This is a genomic window from Streptococcus sp. 20925_1_24, assembly GCF_041432335.1.
Lineage (GTDB): Bacteria > Bacillota > Bacilli > Lactobacillales > Streptococcaceae > Streptococcus > Streptococcus mitis_BM.
This window is the reverse complement of the sequence record NZ_JAPVZM010000016.1, coordinates 32,187-52,469: the sequence shown is the minus strand read 5'-3', so window position 1 is coordinate 52,469 and position 20,283 is coordinate 32,187. Positions and strand designations below refer to the sequence as shown.

The window sequence follows — 20,283 nt, the reverse complement described above, 5'->3', positions numbered from 1 at the left end:
TAACTTTTTACAATTTTTCAATTCTTTTCAAGTACAGTTTTTCAAATTATAGTAAAAAGAGCCAGAATTGTACTGACTCTTCTATTGTTCATTAAACTTAGAAGCACGTTCTTCTCCCCACCAATAGGGCATTAGTTCTGAGACTTTAACTGTTTTTCTTGTATCATAGTCCATCATGAATTCTGCATCTTTATTTTCAGCATTCAGCTCTAAAAGGAATTCTCTACAAGCTCCACAGGGCATTCCTGAACTTCCACCATAAGGTGGTTTGTCTCGAAAGGCTAATACTTTCTTAACCTTAGTTTGTCCTGAAAATTGGTACATATTAAAGAGTGCTGCCCGCTCTGCGCAGAGATGGAAAACACCACAGGTTCCCTCCATACAGAATCCTGTAAATATTTGTCCATCTTCTGCTTCTACTGCGGCCACAACATGGTTAGCGTAAACAAAATCAGATACTTCATGTGGATCGTATAGCTTCTGTGCTTCTTCGTACATCTTTTCCCAGATGTCCATTATTGCATCCTTCTTATTTAGAGATTTCTTTTAACATATTTTCGATATGCTGGATTGATTTTTCACGGCCTAACAAGAAGATTGTATCTGGCAATTCTGGTCCATGCATTTCACCTGAAACTGCGATACGAATAGGCATGAAAAGATTTTTCCCTTTAATACCTGTTTCTTTTTGAACAGCTTTGATTTGTGGGAAGATATTTTCTGTTACAAATTCATCATCTGTCATCGCTTCAAGTTTTGCTTTGAAGGCTTCAAGAACTGTTGGGACTGTTTCTCCCGCCATGACTTCACGCTCTGCTTCGGTCAATTCTGGGAAATCTGAGAAGAAAAGATCTGTCAATGGGATAATCTCATCTACTGATTTCATTTGTGGTTTATAGAGCTCAACTAATTTTTCAGCCTTGTCAGTTAAACGGCCCGCTTCCTCTAAGAATGGTTTTGCCATTTCAAAGATAGTTTCTAGGTCTGCATTCTTGATATAGTCATTGCTCATCCAGTCGAGTTTCTTCTGATCAAAGGCTGCTGGAGACTTGCTCAGGCGGTTTTCATCGAAAAGTTTAATGAGTTCTTCACGAGAGAAGATTTCATCTTCACCGCCTGGGTTCCAACCAAGAAGAGCAATAAAGTTAAAGACTGCTTCTGGAAGGTAACCTTTTTTACGGTAGTCTTCGATAAACTGAAGGGTGTTGGTATCGCGTTTAGACAATTTTTTCCCAGTTTCAGAGTTGATAATCAAGGTCATATGACCAAACTCTGGAGCTTCCCAACCAAGTGCTTCATAGACCATAAGCTGTTTCGGTGTATTAGCAATGTGGTCGTCTCCACGAATTACGTGAGAGATTTGCATATCATGGTCATCGACGACAACAGCAAAGTTGTAAGTTGGGTAACCGTCTTTCTTTTGGATAACCCAGTCACCACCGATATTACCACCTTCAAATTCGATATCACCTTTGACCATATCATGCCACTTGTAGATACCTGACTCATTGACCGCCAAGCGAACAGTTGGAATGATCCCTGCTGCTTCACGTTCTGCGATGTAAGCTGCTTTTTCTTCTTCACTCATACCAAGGTATTCATTGATGTAGCGTGGTGTTTCGCCAGCTGCTTCTTGGCGTTCGCGTTCAGCTGCCAACTCTTCTTCTGTAACGTAAGATTTGTAGGCTTTTCCTTCAGCTAACAGTTGGTCGATGTATTTTTGATACAAGTCCAAACGCTCAGACTGGCGGTAATTTTCATGTGTTTCTGGGCTTTCATCCCAATCCATACCTAACCAGCGAAGGTTTTCAAGTTGTGAACGTTCACCATCCTCGACATGACGTTTACGGTCAGTATCTTCGATACGAATGATAAATGTTCCACCATGATGGCGTGCATACAAGTAGTTAAACAATGCTGTACGGGCATTCCCGATGTGTAGTAGTCCTGTTGGACTTGGTGCGTAACGTACGCGGATATCTTTTGACATAGTTTCTCCTATAAAGTCTCTAGGCGTCTGCCTTTTTGCTCTCTATATTATATCACAAGTCTTGGCTGAGTCCAATTTCTATGGATAAAGAGAGTAAAAAGAGTGGACAAACCACTCTTTTCTTCTATTATAGACGTGCGTTAAGTTCTTTGCTCAATTCTTCAAATCCTGGTTTTCCAAGAAGAGCAAACATGTTACGTTTGTAAGCTTCAACACCTGGTTGGTCAAATGGGTTGATAGCATTCAAGTAACCTGAAAGAGCAATAGCCAATTCGAAGAAGTAGATTGTGTAACCAAGAGTGAAAGCGTCTTGCTCTGGAAGAGTCACGTACATGTTTGGTACATCACCATCTGTGTGGGCAAGAAGAACACCGTCAGTCGCTTTTTTGTTTACAAAGTCAACGTCTTTTCCTTGAAGGTAACCAAGTCCATCAAGATCTTCTTCCAAGCTAGGGATAATCACGTTCTTACGAGGTTTGTCAACACGGACAACTGTTTCAAACATGATACGAGTTCCTTCTTGGATAAATTGACCAAGTGAGTGCAAGTCAGTTGAGAAGTTGGCTGAAGTTGGGTAGATACCTTTTTGGTCTTTTCCTTCTGATTCACCAGCCAATTGTTTCCACCACTCTGAGAAGTATTGAAGTGATGGCTCGTAGTTTACCAAGATCTCAGTTGCATAGCCTTTACGGTAAAGGATGTTACGAACTGCTGCGTATTGGTAAGCTTCGTTTTCAGAGATTTTATCTGAAGTGTAGTCTTTGCGAGCTGCGTTAGCACCTTCCATAAGGGCTTTGATGTCAGCTCCTGATGCTGCGATTGGAAGCAAACCAACAGCTGTCAAGACTGAGAAGCGTCCACCAATGTCATCTGGAACAACAAATGTTTCCCAACCGTTAGCATCTGCTTCAACCTTAACAGCACCTTTTTGGCGGTCAGTTGTTGCATAGATACGTTTGTTGGCTTCTTCTTGACCGTATTTCTTAACCAAGAGTTCTTTGAAGACACGGAAAGCAATCGCTGGTTCAGTTGTTGTACCTGATTTAGAAATCACGTTTACTGAGAAGTCTTTGTCTGCAACATACTCTACCAAGTCAGCAAGGTAAGTAGATGAGATTGAGTTTCCTGCGTAAAGGATTTGTGGAGCTTTGCGTTCTTCTTTTGTTTGCAAGTTAGCAAAGTGGTGGTTCAAGAAGTCGATTGCTGCTTTGGCACCAAGGTAAGATCCACCGATACCGATTACAACCAAGACATCGCTGTCTGATTTGATTTGCTCAGCAGCTTTCAAGATACGGTCAAATTCTTCACGGTCGTAGTTTTCAGGAAGGTCCAACCATCCTAAAAAGTCGCTACCAGCACCAGTTCCTTTACGGATCAATTCATCTGCTGCTGTTACTTGTGATTGCATGTATTCCACTTCATGTGGTGCAACAAATTTGTCTAAAACTTTTGAATAATCAAATTTAATATGTGACATGTTATTCCTCCAATATTTCTTCTTTTCTATCATAACGCTTACCTTCGTTTTTTTCAAGTTTTTTTGTCGAATTTCTCCAATTTTTATCAGAATTCAAACGTTTGCGTAAAAATCCCACATTCCAAAAATTTTGAAAAAATAAAAGAAAGAACGACCAGATGTCCCAGTCGTTAGAGTTCATTCAATAAATACTCAAATAATTCTAAATTACCATTCTCTTCATTAACCAGAAACTCTGGATGCCACTGCAAACCGATAATGCGGTGCTCATCGATAGACTCAATCGCTTCGATGGTCTGGTCTCTTGGATCAATAGCAGTTACACGGAAATTAGGTGCCAAATCTTTAATGCTTTGACGATGGACGGAGTTGACCTGACTTTCTTTCCCAAATAGCTTAGCCACCACGCTTCCCTCCACTGTCTCAATAGAGTGAGATGTTCCGAAAGGTAGGCCTTGCCAGTGACCTTCGATTTCTTGATTGAGTGTTCCACCAAAGGCAACATTGACAAGTTGAACACCGCGACAGATTGCCATAATTGGTTTATTCTGACGGAGCGCTTCTTTCAAGAGAGCTAGTTCAAACTCATCACGTACTAGATTGTAATCATCGCTCTCGATGGTCTTTTTCTCTCCATAAAACTGAGGGTGGACATTTTGGCCGCCTGTCAAGATAAGTTTATCTATCATTTCTACATAATCGCGTACAACTGACTCATCACCAACAGGAATGACTAAAGGGAGACCACCGACTTGACGAATGCTCTCTGCGAATCTACAAGATACAGATGAATGAATGTTTTTGCCTTCTGCGTCTACGGGACATAGATTTGCAGCAACTCCTACAACCGTTCTAGCCATGATGTCTCTCCTTTCGAATATTAATACTCTTCGAAAATCTCTTCAAACCACGTCAGCGTCGCCTTACCGTACTCAAGTACAGCTTGCGACTAGCTTCCTAGTTTGCTCTTTGATTTTCATTGAGTATAACGATAGTCCTATCATATCACTCAAAATGACTTTCGTCTAATATGTTTTTTTTAAGGCTGTGATAAAAATTTTTTATGGACAAGAAAAAGCTGCCCACATAGGACAACTTCTTTCTTATTCGAAAACAAATTGATTGTGATAGAGTTCTGAATAGAATCCACCTAGCTTCAAGAGTTCATGGTGGTTACCACGTTCAATGACCTCTCCATCTTTAAGGACAATAATCTGGTCTGCATTAAGGATGGTCTTCAAACGATGGGCAATAACAAAACTGGTTCTGCCTGCTACAACTGCCTCCATGGCATGCTGAATCTTGCTTTCTGTCACCGTATCTACGTTTGAAGTGGCTTCATCTAGAATAAGAACTTCTGGATCTGTCATCAGGGTTCGAGCGATAGAAATCAATTGTTTCTGTCCTGTTGAGAAGATGCTCTGATCATCATCTATAAGAGTATCGTATTTATCAGGTAAGCTTTCGATATAGTCGTGAATGTGGGTTGCCTTGGCTGCTACCTCAACCATTTCTTGACTAGCATCTGGCACACCAAAACGGATATTGTCTCGAATCGTTCCACTAAACAAGACCGAATCCTGCAAGACAATTCCCACCTTGCTTCTGAGACTATCTAAATCATAGTCACGGATGTCTTTGCCGTCAAAATAAATACCACCAGCATCAACATCATAAAAGCGATTGATAAGATTCATAATAGTCGTTTTCCCTGACCCTGTCGGCCCAACAACTGCTGTCATCTGGCCTTTAGGGGCAGAAATGCTGACATCTTTCAAAATAGGTTTATCAGGCAAGTATGAAAAATCAATATGACTAATTTCAACACCTTCTTGCAACTGAGTGAAGGTTGGAGCCTTTTCAGGTCGAATTTCTTCCTCTGCGTCAAACATTTCCTGAATCCGTTCAGCCCCCGTAAAGGCTAACTGAAGGCTTCCCCAACTAGCCGCAACTTGGATAATAGGCTGGTAGTACTGCTGTGAAAATTGGGCAAACATAACAATCAAACCTAGGGCTGTACTTGTTTCAATAGACTTATCATTCAAAAGTACAGCTGAACCAGCAAAGATGACGATGGCTGTATTAACCAGACTCATGCCATTCATGACAGGGAAAAGAATTCCTGAGAACATTCTTCCTTTAAAGGTTGCCTTGCGCACGCGCTCATTTTGCTCAAGAAATCCTGCCATCATATCCTCTTGAATTCCTTGCACAATCACGGCTTTTTGGCCTGAGATACTCTCATCCATATAGGCGTTGAGCTTTCCTACCTCTTTTTGCTGGAGATTGGTATATTTGCGTGCCATTTTTACGATGAAAATCAGCATGAGGAAGGCTACTGGTGTGCTGGCAATGGTGATGAGAGCCAGCGTCACATTCCTCGAAAACATGACAAGAATCAGACCAATGTATAAAACAATATTGCTCATGACCTGAACCAGACTTTCATTAAAGGCTTGGAGGATATTATCCAAATCACTGGTAAAACGAGACAAGATATCGCCATCCTGCCGGCGGTCAAAGAAAGAAACCGTCAAGCGAGCAAGCTTACCAAAGAGGCCTTTGCGCATCTCATTGGTCGACTCTGCAATCACGCGCGTCATGAGACACATGTATATCACACTAGAAATAAATAAAACCAAAACCAGCAGACCAAGATTGACCATGATTCCTGATAGACTTTGCCAAACAAGTTCTGGATTGCCATCTTGATAAGCTTGAACTAAATTAGCTAGCTGCGTTACTGCTTGTCCAGAAAATACCGGAAAGAGGGCTTGGGCAAGAGTCGCCAGAACAATCATCAGGATAACAACTACAAATGATAGCTTATAGACTTTAAAATAATTCCAAAAAAATTGAACTGTCTTCATTTTACTCCTCCTTTCCTTTCTGTGTTTCATAGATTTCACGGTAAACGGCATTGTTGGCAACCAAGTCTGCATGCGTGCCTTGACCAATCAATCGTCCTTGATCCAGCACCAAGATCTTGTCTGCATGGACAACCGAGCTAATCTTTTGCGCGATGATAATGGTTGTTGTTCCCTTCAAATCCTTATTCAAGGCTTCTTGAACTAGGCGCTCTGACTTGGCATCCAAAGCCGAGGTCGAATCGTCAAAAATCAGAATACGTGGATTGCTGACAATCCCACGCGCAATCGACATCCTTTGCTTTTGCCCACCTGAGAAGTTGGTTCCTCGTTCCTCAACTGGACTTTCAAAGGTTTTCTCCATACGATGAATGAATTCACTGGCTTGGGCAATATTGGCTGCGCGCTCCATTTCAAATAGAGTAGCATCTCCCTTACCCTGTCTCAAGTTATCTGCAATCGTTCCACTGAAAAGAATAGCACGTTGAAGAACGATAGAAACTGTTTTACGCAGGGTTCCTTCACTCACTTCTCGAATATCCTTGCCTCCAATTTTGATGGCCCCTTCCTGTGGGTCAAAGAGACGTGGAATCAATTGAGCCAAGGTTGATTTTCCTGCACCAGTCGCTCCAACGACACCAACCATTTGACCAGGTTCAATAGTAAAGCTCACATCTTTCAGCATCGGTTCCTTGTCCATTGGATAGGTAAAGGTTACATTTTCAAAGCTAAGACTTCCGACTAACTCTTCATCTGGGACATCCTTGAAGGTCATGGCTGGCTCTGCGTCAAGAATTTCTCGAATACGACGCATGGAAATCATAGCACGACTGACAGAATTTCCCAAAAATCCAACCATGACAATGGTAAAGATAATCTGGCTTAGGTAATTGACAAAGGAAGCAATGGAGCCAACAACTGACGGATCCGACTGAACCATCCCAGCAACCAGCCAAATAGAGAGAAATACCGCCCCATAACCGACCAACATCATGAAAGGTTCCACTACTGAAAAGGCATAACCAATGTAAAGGTTTTGACCAAGAAGCTCGTCTGAAACCTCCGTAAACTTAGCAAACTGCTCTTTTTCTTGGACAAAGGACTTGACCACTCGAACACCACGCAGATTTTCCTTGGCAATAGCATTGATGCGCTCAAGAAGGGTTTGAAACTTGGCAAAACGAGGCCCCATCATTCCCATCATGACGGCAGTCAAGCCAAAAATTAAGATTACCATGAGAACAATCACCCACCACAGAGAAGGTAAGGTTTGAACTGCCAGAATAAACGAACCGATGAACAAGAGAGGAAGTCTGAAAAGAATTTGAAAGGTCATCATGACGACGTTCTGAATCTGGTTGATATCATTTGTCATTCGAACGACTAGATTTCCCGCATTAAATTGTTCAATATTGGCATAAGAAAAGGTTTGGATTTTACGGAAGGCGTCCTCCCGAAGGTCGGATGAAACTCCTTGGGCAATATAGGCTGCAAGGACAACATTGAGACCACCAGCAACTAGACCAACCACGGCCACACCAATCAACCAAGCCCCGATACTATAAATAGCTTCATATTTTCCAGCAAGGAGGGCGTCTAAGACTTCCTGCAAATAACGCGGTTGCAAAAGTGAACTAGCAACCATCAAGCCTGTCATCAGGAGCGAAGCCACGGCCTGCCACTTGTAGGTTTTTATTTTCTGAATCAGCATACTTTCTCCTTAAAAAATAGACAAAAGGGAGCGACAATGTGTCAGCTCCTTCTCATTCTGTTTGTGTGATGTTATTCTAGCAAAAAAGTGGGGGATTGTCAAAGAAGTCTCCTTAATACAGCTAGATTAACTAGTGAGTCTTGGTTTTATAGTTTCTGTTTTAACTCAACTAAGACATTCATAGCCTGCATAGGTGTCATATTGTAAACATCCAGCTTAGCTAATTCTGCTAGGATAGGATGTTCTTCAGTCGTATCAAAGAGTGAAATCTGTTCTGTGACAGCACTTGTTTGTCTCATCAGACTTGGACTTTCTCCCCCTTGACTCTCCAGTTGTGTCAAAATCTTATCCGCCCTTGCTAGAAGGTCTGCTGGCAAACCGGCAATCTTAGCAACATGAATACCGTAGGATTTATCAGCTGGCCCTGGTTCGATCTTGTGAAGGAAGGTGACCTGCCCATCCTGCTCTAAGGTTGCCACGTGGACATTGACCAAGTGTTCCAGGCTGGACTCTAGGCTAGTCAACTCATGGTAGTGGGTCGCAAAGAGGGTCTTGGCTCCGATATGCTCATGAATGTATTCGATGATAGACTGAGCAAGAGCCATACCATCATAAGTTGCAGTTCCACGACCTAACTCATCAAAGAGAATCAAGGAATTCTTTGTTGCATGCGAAATGGCATTGTTGGCCTCCATCATCTCCACCATGAAGGTTGATTGACCTGAAACCAAGTCATCGGCTGCTCCGATACGGGTAAAAATCGCATCAAAAATCGGTAAATGGGCGCTTTCTGCTGGCACATAAGAACCCATCTGGGCCATAACCGCCGTCATGGCTAACTGACGCATGTAGGTAGATTTCCCGCTCATGTTTGGCCCTGTAATTAGTTGAATACTGGTATCTTCTGCCATCTGAATCGTATTGGGAATATAGGTCTGAGCCCCCATGACCTTTTCAACGACAGCATGGCGCCCTTTCTGGATATCAATTCGCGAATCATCTCCGAATTCAGGTCGAATCAAATGCTGGGTTTCAGCCACAACCGCCAGACTCTGCAAGACATCAACTGTCGCAATTCCTTGGGCTAGAGCCTGCAAACGCTGGATATACTTGCTGACCTCTTCACGAATGCGCATAAAAATTTCATACTCTAGGTTAGCTGACTTTTCACGCGCCTCCAGCATATCTCCCTCGATACGGGCCAATTCCTCAGTCCCAAAGCGTTCTGAGTTTTTCAGCGTTGCCTTGCGGAAAAAGTGAGCAGGCACATTTCCCAGTTGTGAATTGGTCACATGGAAATAGTAGCCATCCTTTTTATTGTAGTCAATCTTAAGCGTGCTGATACCAGAGTTTTCGCGTTCCTTAGCCTCAATCTCAGCAATCCAACCAGTCCCTTCTCTGAGAACACGACGGTACTTGTCTAAAGTCTCATCAAATCCAGTCTGGATAATTCCCCCATCTGTAATCACATGAGGAGCTTCAGGAGCAATCGCTGCGCTAATCAAACTCTCCAACTCAGGGATTCCATCCAGTTGTGCGATGAGATAGGCTAGAGCAGGTTGCTCCATACCTTCTAAAATCGCACGAATTCGTGGCACACTAGACAAGGTAGTCGCCAACTGCAAGAGATCCTTGGGATTGGTTTTGCCAAAAGAAACCCGACTAGCCAAGCGTTCAATGTCATAAACACCCTTGAGACTGTCTGTCAAATCACTACGCTCAAAGAAATGGTCGAGAAAGACCTGCACCACTTCTTGACGTTGGACGATTCGTTCCTTATCAATCAAGGGACGATGGATCCAAGACCGCAAGAGACGCATTCCCATAGCCGTCTTGGTTTCATCCAAAAGCCAGAAAAGACTGCCTTGCTTCTTGCCCGAACGAGCATTCTCAACCAAATCCAGACTAGCCTTGGTCGCATAATCCATCTGCAAGAAATCCTTGATTTCATAGCGGATAACAGGTTTGAGGTGGTTCAATTCCCTCATCTGAGTCCGATGAACATACTGTAGCAATTTACTAGATGCCTCTTGCTCCACAGATGCCAATCGTGAATCCAGTAAATGAATGTCTTCAAAGCCTTCTTTTTCATAGGAAAGTACCAGATTCATCTGACGACTAAGGATTTGTTCCTCTTCCTCAGACAAGTCATAACCCAACACTACTTCGCGCGCCTTGAGATTGCGGATTTCCCCACAAACTAGCGTGAAATCCAAAAGACCTGTCACATAAAAATCACCTGTCACCAAGTCCATATAAGCTAGGCCAAATTGATTGCCTTCGCGGTCTATGGCAACCAAAAAATTATTCTGACTGTCTGGCTTACTGCTATCGACCACTGTCCCTGGCGTAATGACCTGAACAACCTCTCGTTTCACAACCCCAACTGCTTGTTTAGGATCTTCCATCTGCTCTGCGATAGCCACCTTATAACCCTGCTCAATCAAGACATCAATGTACTGTTGGGCAGAATGATAGGGAACACCCGCCATAGGAATCGGATTGTCGGCATTCTTGTTGCGACTCGTTAAGGAAATTTCCAGAATCTGCGCAGCATTGACCGCATCCTCATAAAATAATTCATAAAAATCACCCATACGAAAGAGCAAAAAAGCATCTGGATATTGCTTTTTAATATCCACATACTGTTGCATGCCGGGTGATAGCTTTTCTGTCGCCATTTTCCGTCTCTCCTTGTCAAAAATAAGTCTTGAGAGCAACTCCCAAGACCTTACTTATCTTTCATCAAATCTAGCAAACGATCTTCCATGAGTTTGGCAACGTGCTGGTCTCGACAAATGACCAATAAGGTATTGGCACCAGCAACTGTTCCTAAAATCCATTCATCCTTGTTTGCATCTACAATATTTGCCAAAACAGAGGCTTCTCCCAGTTTGGTATGAAGTACCAAGGTAAACTCTGCTCTTGCAACACCTTCTAAATGATGAGACAAAAATTCCACCAAATCAATCTTTTCTGTCTCATTTGCTAGTACATAATACACCATATCATTTTTCTTGACCTTGGTCAAGCCGATTTCGCGCAAATCACGAGACAAGGTGGTCTGAGTCACAAAGACATTGTGTGCCTCCAACCGATCTTGAATTTCTTTTTGTGTACTTAATTTCTCCTCAGTAATCATTTTTTTTATTAACTGATGACGATCTCTTTTTCTCATAAAATCCTCTTATGTGAATATTTATAACTATTTTTATAACTATATTATACCAAAAAAATAGGAGATTTCAAAAATTTTTTCTTCTTTCTTTAAAATTGTGATAAAATAGTAGAAAAGTCCAAAAAGGAGCTCTTAATGAATACAAAAGAATTGATTGCTAGCGAATTGGCTAGCATCATTGATAGCCTGGACCAAGAGGCTATTTTAAATTTACTGGAAACCCCTAAAAACTCAGAAATGGGAGACATTGCTTTTCCTGCTTTTTCTCTTGCAAAAGTCGAACGTAAAGCACCTCAAATGATTGCGGCTGAACTGGCTGAAAAAATTAATAGCCAAGCCTTTGAAAAGGTTGTTGCAACAGGACCTTACGTCAACTTTTTCCTTGATAAATCTGCCATTTCTGCTCAAGTGTTGCAAGCGGTTATCACTGAAAAAGAACACTATGCTGACCAAACTATTGGTAAACAAGAAAATGTTGTTATCGACATGTCTAGTCCCAATATCGCTAAACCATTTTCTATTGGTCACCTACGCTCAACTGTTATCGGAGATAGCTTGTCACATATTTTCCAAAAAATCGGTTATCAAACGGTCAAGGTCAACCATTTGGGAGACTGGGGTAAACAGTTTGGGATGTTGATTGTTGCCTACAAAAAATGGGGCGACGAAGAAGCTGTAAAAGCTCATCCAATCGATGAACTTCTTAAACTCTATGTCCGCATCAATGCTGAGGCTGAAAATGACCCTAGCTTGGATGAAGAAGCACGCGAATGGTTCCGTAAACTTGAAAATGGAGACGAGGAAGCTCTCGCACTTTGGCAATGGTTCCGTGATGAAAGTTTGGTGGAATTTAACCGTCTTTACAATGAATTACAAGTCGAATTTGACAGCTACAATGGAGAAGCCTTCTACAACGATAAGATGGATGCAGTTGTAGACATTCTTTCTGAAAAAGGCCTTCTTGTTGAATCAGAAGGTGCCCAAGTTGTGAATCTTGAGAAATATGGAATTGAACATCCAGCCCTTATCAAGAAATCAGATGGTGCAACTCTCTATATCACACGTGACTTGGCTGCAGCTCTTTACCGTAAAAACGAATACCAATTTGCTAAATCTATCTACGTCGTTGGCCAAGAACAATCTGCCCACTTTAAACAACTCAAAGCTGTCTTACAAGAGATGGGCTACGACTGGAGTAACGACATTACTCACGTTCCTTTTGGTTTGGTTACAAAAGAAGGGAAGAAACTCTCTACTCGTAAAGGGAATGTCATCTTACTAGAACCTACAGTTGCAGAGGCAGTTAGCCGTGCCAAGGCCCAAATCGAAGCTAAAAACCCTGAATTGGAAAACAAAGACCAGGTAGCGCATGCTGTCGGGGTAGGAGCCATTAAGTTCTATGACCTCAAGACCGACCGTACAAATGGATACGACTTCGACTTAGAGGCTATGGTATCCTTCGAGGGTGAAACTGGACCTTACGTTCAATATGCTTACGCTCGTATCCAATCTATCTTGCGCAAAGCAGACTTCAAACCAGAAACAGCTGGCAACTATAGCTTGAATGATGCTGAAAGCTGGGAAATCATCAAACTCATCCAAGACTTCCCACGTATTATTAACCGTGCGGCGGATAACTTTGAACCTTCTATCATTGCTAAATTTGCAATTAGCCTAGCTCAAGCCTTTAACAAATACTATGCACATACGCGCATCTTGGATGAAACCCCAGAACGCGACAGCCGTCTAGCCCTCAGCTACGCAACTGCAATTGTTCTCAAAGAAGCCCTTCGCTTGCTTGGAGTAGAAGCGCCAGAGAAGATGTAAATCGTTACAAGAGACTGGAACTAAAGTTCCTAGTCTCTTGACGGCAATCGCTATATGGCGAATTGCCTAAACGCTTCACTAATTCACCAAACCAAATAATATCGATTTGGTTTGGTTCATGTCGTAATCTTCAAGTTACTTGATTAAAAAGCAGTCTAAGTAATTAAGACCAAATCCTGTCGGAGATTTGGCTAGGCGCTTCACTAGTAAAGAAACATAAATATTATCGATTTATGTTTCTTTACGTCGTAATTAGAGATACTTGTCTAAACGCTTTACTAATTCATCTAACCCAATAATATCGATTTGGTTTGGTTCATGTCGTAATCTTTTAATTACTTGATTGTAAAGCAGTCTAAGTAACTAAGACCAAATCTTATACGTAATTAGGTTTAGAAGTCTATCAAAAATCTTATCAAGTTTTGCTGACTTGTTCTGCTACTTTGAATTGACTAATTCAATCTACTCACTACTATTTCTTTATCATACAGGGAGATATTCTATGAGTCAATATGCTTATGTCCTCGTTGTAATTAGCTTGGTATTCCTTTTTCTGCTCAATAAGTACGAAAAGGAGAGACTGCAAAGGCTCTACCAAGAACAACTTTTGAAGGATGAAACATTTAGGACTGATATCAAAGAGAAAATTCAAACGACTGAAAATATCAATGATGTCATTGCTTACATCAATAAAACTTATCATCTGGGAATGTTGCTGTCAAAAGACATTACAGATCAATTGAAATAAACCGAGCTATTCTTTAAGAAATATCAAAACCGAGACTAAGAGTTTAATACTTCGTCTCGGTTTTTTATGTATTTTTCAAGTAACAAAGCTACCACTCCCCCAGCAATGCAAGTGCAAAATCCCCTAGAATGTGATAAAATAAAAGAGAGAACTCTATCAAGGAGAAAAACATGAAAAAACAAACCGTCGCCGTCTTGGGGCCTGGTTCTTGGGGAACTGCCCTTTCACAAGTCTTAAATGACAATGGACACGAGGTACGTATTTGGGGAAACCTTCCCGAACAAATCAATGAAATTAATACCTATCATACTAACAAGCACTACTTTAAAGATGTCGTTCTAGATGAGAAAATCAATGCCTACACTGACTTAGCAGAGACACTGAAAGATGTAGATGCGATTTTGTTTGTTGTCCCAACAAAAGTGACGCGACTTGTTGCCCAGCAAGTTGCAGAAACCTTGGATCATAAGGCTATCATCATGCACGCTTCAAAGGGATTAGAGCCTGATAGTCATAAACGATTATCAACCATCCTTGAAGAAGAAATTCCTGAACATCTCCGCAGTGATATCGTCGTTGTTTCAGGACCTAGTCATGCGGAAGAAACCATTGTACGTGATCTGACTTTAATCACTGCTGCTTCTAAAGATTTACAAACAGCTCAATACGTGCAAGAACTCTTTAGTAATCACTACTTCCGACTTTATACCAATACGGATATTATTGGAGTTGAAACTGCTGGTGCTCTTAAAAATATTATTGCTGTCGGTGCCGGAGCTTTACATGGTCTGGGATTTGGTGACAATGCCAAGGCAGCCATCATCGCTCGAGGCTTGGCAGAAATTACTCGCCTAGGGGTAGCACTCGGGGCCAGTCCATTGACCTATAGTGGCTTATCTGGTGTGGGAGATTTGATCGTAACGGGAACCTCCATCCACTCTCGTAACTGGAGAGCTGGAGATGCTCTCGGACGAGGAGAATCCCTAGATGATATAGAAGCTAATATGGGCATGGTGATTGAAGGAATTTCAACGACTCGAGCAGCCTATGAACTAGCGCAAGAACTTGGAGTCTATATGCCGATTACACAAGCCATTTACCAAGTTATTTACCACGGAACCAATATCAAAGATGCCATTTATGACATCATGAACAATGAATTTAAAGCAGAAAATGAGTGGTCTTAACCCTCTAAAGAAAGGATTCTTATGTCATCAAAAGTTAGAAAAGCAATCATCCCTGCCGCTGGACTCGGGACTCGATTTTTACCGGCAACCAAGGCCCTTGCCAAAGAAATGTTGCCAATTGTAGACAAACCAACTATCCAGTTTATCGTAGAAGAAGCTCTTAAATCAGGTATTGAAGATATTCTGGTTGTCACTGGTAAGTCAAAACGTTCTATTGAGGATCACTTTGACTCAAACTTTGAGCTTGAGTACAACCTTAAGGAAAAAGGCAAAACGGATTTGTTAAAATTGGTAGATGAAGCAACTGGTATGCGCCTCCATTTCATTCGCCAAACTCACCCTCGTGGTCTTGGAGATGCTGTCTTACAAGCCAAAGCTTTTGTAGGGAATGAGCCCTTCGTTGTTATGCTGGGTGACGACCTTATGGACATCACAAATGAGAATGCCGTTCCTTTGACAAAACAACTGATGAATGATTACGAAAAGACACACGCATCAACCATTGCTGTCATGCCTGTACCACATGAAGACGTTTCATCATACGGGGTTATCGCTCCTCAGGGCGAAGGAAGTAATGGACTCTATAGCGTTGAAACTTTCGTAGAAAAACCAGCTCCCGAAGATGCACCAAGTGATTTGGCAATCATCGGTCGCTATCTTCTGACACCGGAAATTTTTGATATCCTCGAAAAGCAAGCTCCTGGTGCTGGAAATGAAATCCAACTTACCGATGCTATCGATACGCTTAATAAAACACAGCGTGTTTTTGCCCGTGAATTTACAGGAGCTCGTTACGACGTTGGGGATAAGTTTGGATTTATGAAAACATCTATTGACTACGCCCTCAAGCACCCACAAGTCAAAGATGCCTTGAAAAATTACCTCATCCAACTGGGAAAAGAATTGGCTGAGAAGGAATAACATAAAAAGATAAGGTTCAAAAATACCTTATCTTTTTTTCATTACATAAATTTTCATCCCATTCCCTTGTAGAGAAGCAAGGCTGCGAGTCCTACGAACAACACTAACGCTACCAGTCTCTGACTAGCGCTATACATCCGTCTTTCTCCTCTAACTGGAAAGATAACTGCTAGAAATGCGCCACCGACTGCACCTCCGATATGGCCTGCTAGACTGATTCCTGGAATCAGAACACTTCCAATAATGTTAACCATAAAAAGTGTCAGATAAGACTGTCCTAGATGTTGGATATAGGGGTTGCGAGTGGCATAGCGAAGAATGATAATCGCGGAAAATAGCCCATAGAGAGAAGTCGAGGCTCCTGCTGCTAAGGATTTGGGACTAAATACAAAAACAAAGAGATTGCCCATCATTCCAGATAAAAGATAGAGAAAGCAAAACTTCTTGGATCCGAAAATTTCCTCTACTTGCCTACCAAGATAATAGAGCGAAAGCATATTAACAATGAAATGTTCCCACCCAATATGAACAAAGATGGCAGAGAAGAGACGCCAAATCTGCTCAGGAAAGAGGCGAATGGCAGGCCCGTACATGGCTCCAAATCGAAATAGAGTATCTGCCCTGTAAAAGTTTCCTCCTGTGGTCACCAACATTAGTAGAAATACCAAGGCCGTCACTAAGAGGAAGAAACTCGTCACAGGGTAACGTCTATCAAAGATTTCCTTCATCAATCAGAACCTCCTCAACAGGAATATCATGATTTTCAGGGATAAAGTCCTGAATTTGACAAGGATAAACCGTACTCAAAGTATGACCAGGAAAATGTTTCAGATAGCGGTCATAATAACCTCCACCATAGCCAATCCGATAGCCCTTTGTCGTAAAAGCTAACCCTGGAACATGAATCAAATCAATCTGAGAGGCATCCACCACTTCCAAATCTCCCTGTGGTTCCAGTAAGCCAAAGGAAGTTTTGACCAGTTGTTGCGGATTATAGACCACAAAGTCCATGCGACCCCTGGGATATGTTTTAGGTATCAGAACCTTCTTGCCATCCTTCAGAGCCTGCTCGATCAGTTCCTGCGTTTGAAACTCATGAGGAAAAGAGAGGTAGGTTGCGATGACCTTAGCTTCTTGGTAGAAGGGATGTTTCAAAAATTGATCCGTTAAAGCTTGATCCATAGCCTGTTTTTGCTCTAGAGGTAAAGCCTTCATTTCTTGCAAGACTTGCTTGCGTAATTCTGCTTTCATAGACAAGCCCTCTACTCTGCCGCCTTCTTTTTCAGGAAACTAGAGACCGCATCCACCCCAATAGCTAATGCTTCTTCCTTAGGACTCATCTGAGGGTGATGAAGGGCGTAGGGACTATCGATACCAAGCCAGAACATAACACCATCAACCTTCGAAAGGAGATAACCAAAGTCTTCACCTGTCATAGCAGGTTCAATATCAATTAACTCAATCCCCTCTTTTTCTTCAAAGAAGTCCATCAGTTCACGCGCCAAGACTGGATTATTCTCAACAGGCAGGTAACCCCCTTGTTTGAGTTCCACTTCGACTTCCATATCGAAGGCAGCTGCAACTCCTTCTGCAACTGTTTTGACCCTCTTTTGCACCAAGAGACTCATGTCCTGTGTCAAGGCCCGAATAGTTCCATGCAAAAAGGCTGTGTCTGTGATAACATTGTTTGTTGTTCCAGCTTGGAAAACACCAAAGGTCACCACTGCTCCCTCGATTGGGTTGACATTGCGGCTGACAACTGACTGCACCTGGGTCACAAAGTAACTAGCCGCCACCAAAGCGTCATTGGCTTCATGCGGAAATGCTGCATGTCCTCCTTTACCTTTAAAACGAATCTTCACCTCGCAAGTCCCTGCAAAAAGTGTATGAGTATTGGTCGCAATCTGGCCGACTTTCAAATCTGGCCGAACATGGAGGCCATAAAACTGGTCTGGCAACCAGTCTCCAAAAGCGCCATCCTCATACATGAGCATGCCACCAGCTTCATTTTCTTCAGCAGGCTGAAGCAAAAAGAGCAGATTGTTCTTTGGTTGCTCCTCAAGGGCTCGCTCAAGACAGCCTAAGGCAATAGTCATGTGGAAATCATGGCCACAAGCGTGCATACGACCTTGGTGCTGAGAGACGAAAGGAAGGCCTGTTTGCTCGATGATCGGCAGACCATCAATATCTGTTCTCCAACCAATAGTCCGCTCTGGCTGACTTCCCTGCAAGTAAACCAAAATACCTGTCCGCCAAGTTCGAACTTGGACAAAATTCTTGCCCGCAGTCAATTTCTCAATCACATCCAGCAAATAAGCCTGAGTCTTGAACTCCTCCAAGCCAATCTCTGGAATCTGGTGCAAATCTCGTCTAGTCTGAATCAAATCTAACATCTATCTATCCTCCGATATAGCAGAAAGAGGCTGGAAGAAGGGTTCCGCCTCTTTATTACTTTTACAATTATAAGGTACGAAGCGCATCCTCTAGCGCTGTTTTTTGTTGGGTTTGGGCATCAATCTCTTTGATGATACGAGCTGGAACACCTGCTACCACCACGTTTTCTGGGACATCTTGGGTAACAATAGCTCCTGCTGCGACAACTGAACCACTACCGATTTGAACTCCTTCAATAACCACTGCATTAGCACCGATAAGAACATTGTCTCCAACACGGACTGGTTCTGCGCTAGCTGGCTCAATCACACCTGCCAAAACTGCACCTGCACCAACGTGGCTGTTTTTCCCAACGATGGCACGGCCACCAAGGATAGCCCCCATGTCAATCATAGTTCCTGCACCAATTTCAGCACCGATATTGATAACCGCTCCCATCATGATAACAGCGTTGTCACCAATTTCAACCTGGTCACGGATAATCGCACCTGGCTCGATACGAGCGTTGATAGCACGTTTGTCTAGCAAAGGAACTGCTGAATTACGAGCATCTTGCTCAACAACATAGTCTTGATTTTCTACCAAACCTTCGAGAAGAGGAGCAACGTCCTTCCAGTCTCCAAATAGGACATTCCCTAGTTTGACAACAGAGCTTGGCACAGCAGTTGCAAGTTGTCCTTCAAAGGTTACTTTAACACTGGTTTTCTTTTCAGCATTGGCGATAAATTGGATAATTTCTTGAGCGTTCATTTTTGTAGCAGTCATAAGCGCCTCCTAGTTCATTTTAATGATACCTATTCTACCAAAAAAGGCCTCAAATTTGAAGCCTTTTTGTTTGTTTTTAGGTATGATTTTTAGGGATGTGAGATAAAACGTGCTGTCGGTAAAAGCAAGCCCCTACCGATACAACCTAAAAACACTCTTCACAACTATCTCCCCGTGTTTTATTGACTATTCTAGTATAGCACACTTTTAGAATTAAGAAAAGACTTTTTATTTACTTTCTTTCGCTTCTTCTATCGATAGGAAAATCATAGGTAAAATAATCAGGGCCATAGCTAGAAGAAGAGACCAATCCACCACCAATCCTAAAAACAAAACACTCAAGAGAGCAGAAGAGAGAGGTTCACTGGCACTGATAACAGAAACTACCAGGGGAGAAACCAAGGACACCGCCTTCATAGAAATGAAAAAGGCAAAAGCCGTCCCGAAGAAAGCGATAATAAGGCAAATCAAGATACTCCAAATATCAAGAGTAAAGGAAAGCTGATACACTGGCGAGAGGACATTGCTAAATAAACCTGCCAGAATCATCCCCCACCCAACCGTGGGTACAAACCCATAACGCTTCGCGAAAGGTTGGGGCAAGATAACATTAAACATAACACCCATGGCACTCAACAGACCTGTTATAAGAGCTAGTGGCGTCATGGATAACTGAGAGAGGTCTCCCTTTGTCGCCATCAAGCCAACACCCAGCATAGCAATCAAAACATAGAAAATAGCACTTTTCGACGCTCGTTTTTTATAAATTAAGCGATTGTAAAAGAGGATAAAAACTGGACTGATAAACTGTAAAATAGTCGCTGTCGCTGCATTTGAGTATTCTACACAGAGATAGAAAAAATACTGAACTGAAAAAATCCCCAAAATAGCATAGGCTAAAAAGGGTAGGTAATTTTTCTTATCTCGCCAAATATCTAGCACTTGCGATTTTAATTGCATTGCTGACCAAATGAGCACAAGACTTCCTGCTAGTGTCAAACGCATAGAAGTAATCCAGCCCGAAGACACCTGGTAATGAGTAAAGAAATATTCTCCTAAAATTCCACAGATTCCCCATATTAAGCCGGATAGGAGCGAATAAATTGTTCCTTTAATAATCTTTTTCTGATACTGATTCATACCTTTATTGTAACACGAAAGGAAAAAAGAAAAAAGTGGCAATCCATTGATTCGCCACTTCATTTAGCACAGTTTATA

Annotated in this window: 17 protein-coding genes; 4 read left to right on the top strand and 13 right to left on the bottom strand. The window is 42.2% G+C overall.

Annotated elements, in window-relative coordinates; genetic code table 11:
* Positions 1-81: 81 nt before the first annotated feature.
* The 8 genes from O3650_RS08525 to argR form a co-directional block, all read right to left on the bottom strand.
* Positions 82-516: a cytidine deaminase gene (locus O3650_RS08525; protein ID WP_153193927.1), complete on the bottom strand. Its 435-nt coding sequence runs from the start codon at positions 514-516 to the stop codon at positions 82-84.
* 13 nt (positions 517-529) lie between these two features.
* On the bottom strand, positions 530-1,990 hold the full coding sequence (gene gltX / locus O3650_RS08520; RefSeq protein ID WP_153193926.1) for a glutamate--tRNA ligase: 1,461 nt from the start codon (positions 1,988-1,990) through the stop codon (positions 530-532).
* A 127-nt stretch (positions 1,991-2,117) separates the two neighbouring features.
* Positions 2,118-3,467, bottom strand: coding sequence for a glucose-6-phosphate isomerase (locus tag O3650_RS08515; protein ID WP_000018268.1), 1,350 nt, complete (start codon positions 3,465-3,467; stop codon positions 2,118-2,120).
* 170 nt (positions 3,468-3,637) lie between these two features.
* Positions 3,638-4,327: a gamma-glutamyl-gamma-aminobutyrate hydrolase family protein gene (locus tag O3650_RS08510; RefSeq protein ID WP_049524749.1), complete on the bottom strand. Its 690-nt coding sequence runs from the start codon at positions 4,325-4,327 to the stop codon at positions 3,638-3,640.
* 243 nt (positions 4,328-4,570) lie between these two features.
* Positions 4,571-6,337, bottom strand: a complete 1,767-nt coding sequence (gene patB / locus O3650_RS08505) for a multidrug efflux ABC transporter subunit PatB (RefSeq protein ID WP_371491928.1) — start codon at positions 6,335-6,337, stop codon at positions 4,571-4,573.
* Between the two features lies 1 nt (position 6,338).
* Entirely contained in the window at positions 6,339-8,045 is a 1,707-nt protein-coding gene (gene patA, locus O3650_RS08500; protein ID WP_371491926.1) for a multidrug efflux ABC transporter subunit PatA, read from the bottom strand.
* 146 nt (positions 8,046-8,191) lie between these two features.
* Positions 8,192-10,726, bottom strand: a complete 2,535-nt coding sequence (mutS, locus tag O3650_RS08495) for a DNA mismatch repair protein MutS (protein ID WP_371491924.1) — start codon at positions 10,724-10,726, stop codon at positions 8,192-8,194.
* 50 nt (positions 10,727-10,776) lie between these two features.
* Positions 10,777-11,223 carry an arginine repressor gene (gene argR, locus O3650_RS08490; protein ID WP_001231476.1) on the bottom strand — a complete coding sequence of 149 codons (447 nt, stop codon included), beginning with the start codon at positions 11,221-11,223 and terminating at the stop codon, positions 10,777-10,779.
* 135 nt (positions 11,224-11,358) lie between these two features.
* Between argR and argS the strand changes: the two genes are divergently transcribed.
* The 4 genes from argS (at position 11,359) to galU (ending at position 15,906) form a co-directional block, all read left to right on the top strand.
* A complete protein-coding gene (gene argS / locus O3650_RS08485) occupies positions 11,359-13,050 on the top strand; it encodes an arginine--tRNA ligase (RefSeq protein ID WP_101776937.1) in 1,692 nt (563 codons plus the stop codon).
* Positions 13,051-13,552: 502 nt separating this feature from the next.
* Positions 13,553-13,798: a MarR family transcriptional regulator gene (locus O3650_RS08480; protein WP_261102580.1), complete on the top strand. Its 246-nt coding sequence runs from the start codon at positions 13,553-13,555 to the stop codon at positions 13,796-13,798.
* Between the two features lie 170 nt (positions 13,799-13,968).
* A complete protein-coding gene (locus O3650_RS08475) occupies positions 13,969-14,985 on the top strand; it encodes an NAD(P)H-dependent glycerol-3-phosphate dehydrogenase (protein WP_101776936.1) in 1,017 nt (338 codons plus the stop codon).
* Positions 14,986-15,006: 21 nt separating this feature from the next.
* A complete protein-coding gene (galU, locus tag O3650_RS08470; protein WP_000096179.1) occupies positions 15,007-15,906 on the top strand; it encodes a UTP--glucose-1-phosphate uridylyltransferase GalU in 900 nt (299 codons plus the stop codon).
* A 53-nt stretch (positions 15,907-15,959) separates the two neighbouring features.
* Here galU and O3650_RS08465 read toward each other — a convergent pair whose 3' ends face one another.
* The 5 genes from O3650_RS08465 to O3650_RS08445 all read right to left on the bottom strand — a co-directional run bounded on the left by O3650_RS08465 (position 15,960) and on the right by O3650_RS08445 (position 20,205).
* Complete coding sequence (locus O3650_RS08465) at positions 15,960-16,634, bottom strand: rhomboid family intramembrane serine protease (RefSeq protein ID WP_153226400.1); 675 nt, start codon at positions 16,632-16,634, stop codon at positions 15,960-15,962.
* Complete coding sequence (locus O3650_RS08460) at positions 16,618-17,157, bottom strand: 5-formyltetrahydrofolate cyclo-ligase (RefSeq protein ID WP_101776933.1); 540 nt, start codon at positions 17,155-17,157, stop codon at positions 16,618-16,620. Before O3650_RS08460 ends, O3650_RS08465 begins: the two co-directional genes overlap by 17 nt.
* Positions 17,158-17,168: 11 nt before the next feature.
* Complete coding sequence (locus tag O3650_RS08455; RefSeq protein ID WP_101776932.1) at positions 17,169-18,299, bottom strand: N-acetyldiaminopimelate deacetylase; 1,131 nt, start codon at positions 18,297-18,299, stop codon at positions 17,169-17,171.
* A 67-nt stretch (positions 18,300-18,366) separates the two neighbouring features.
* Positions 18,367-19,065 (bottom strand): 2,3,4,5-tetrahydropyridine-2,6-dicarboxylate N-acetyltransferase, encoded by a 699-nt coding sequence (gene dapD / locus O3650_RS08450; RefSeq protein ID WP_000127466.1) that lies wholly within the window; start codon positions 19,063-19,065, stop codon positions 18,367-18,369.
* A gap of 228 nt (positions 19,066-19,293) precedes the next feature.
* Entirely contained in the window at positions 19,294-20,205 is a 912-nt protein-coding gene (locus O3650_RS08445) for a DMT family transporter (RefSeq protein ID WP_371491918.1), read from the bottom strand.
* Positions 20,206-20,283: the final 78 nt, after the last annotated feature.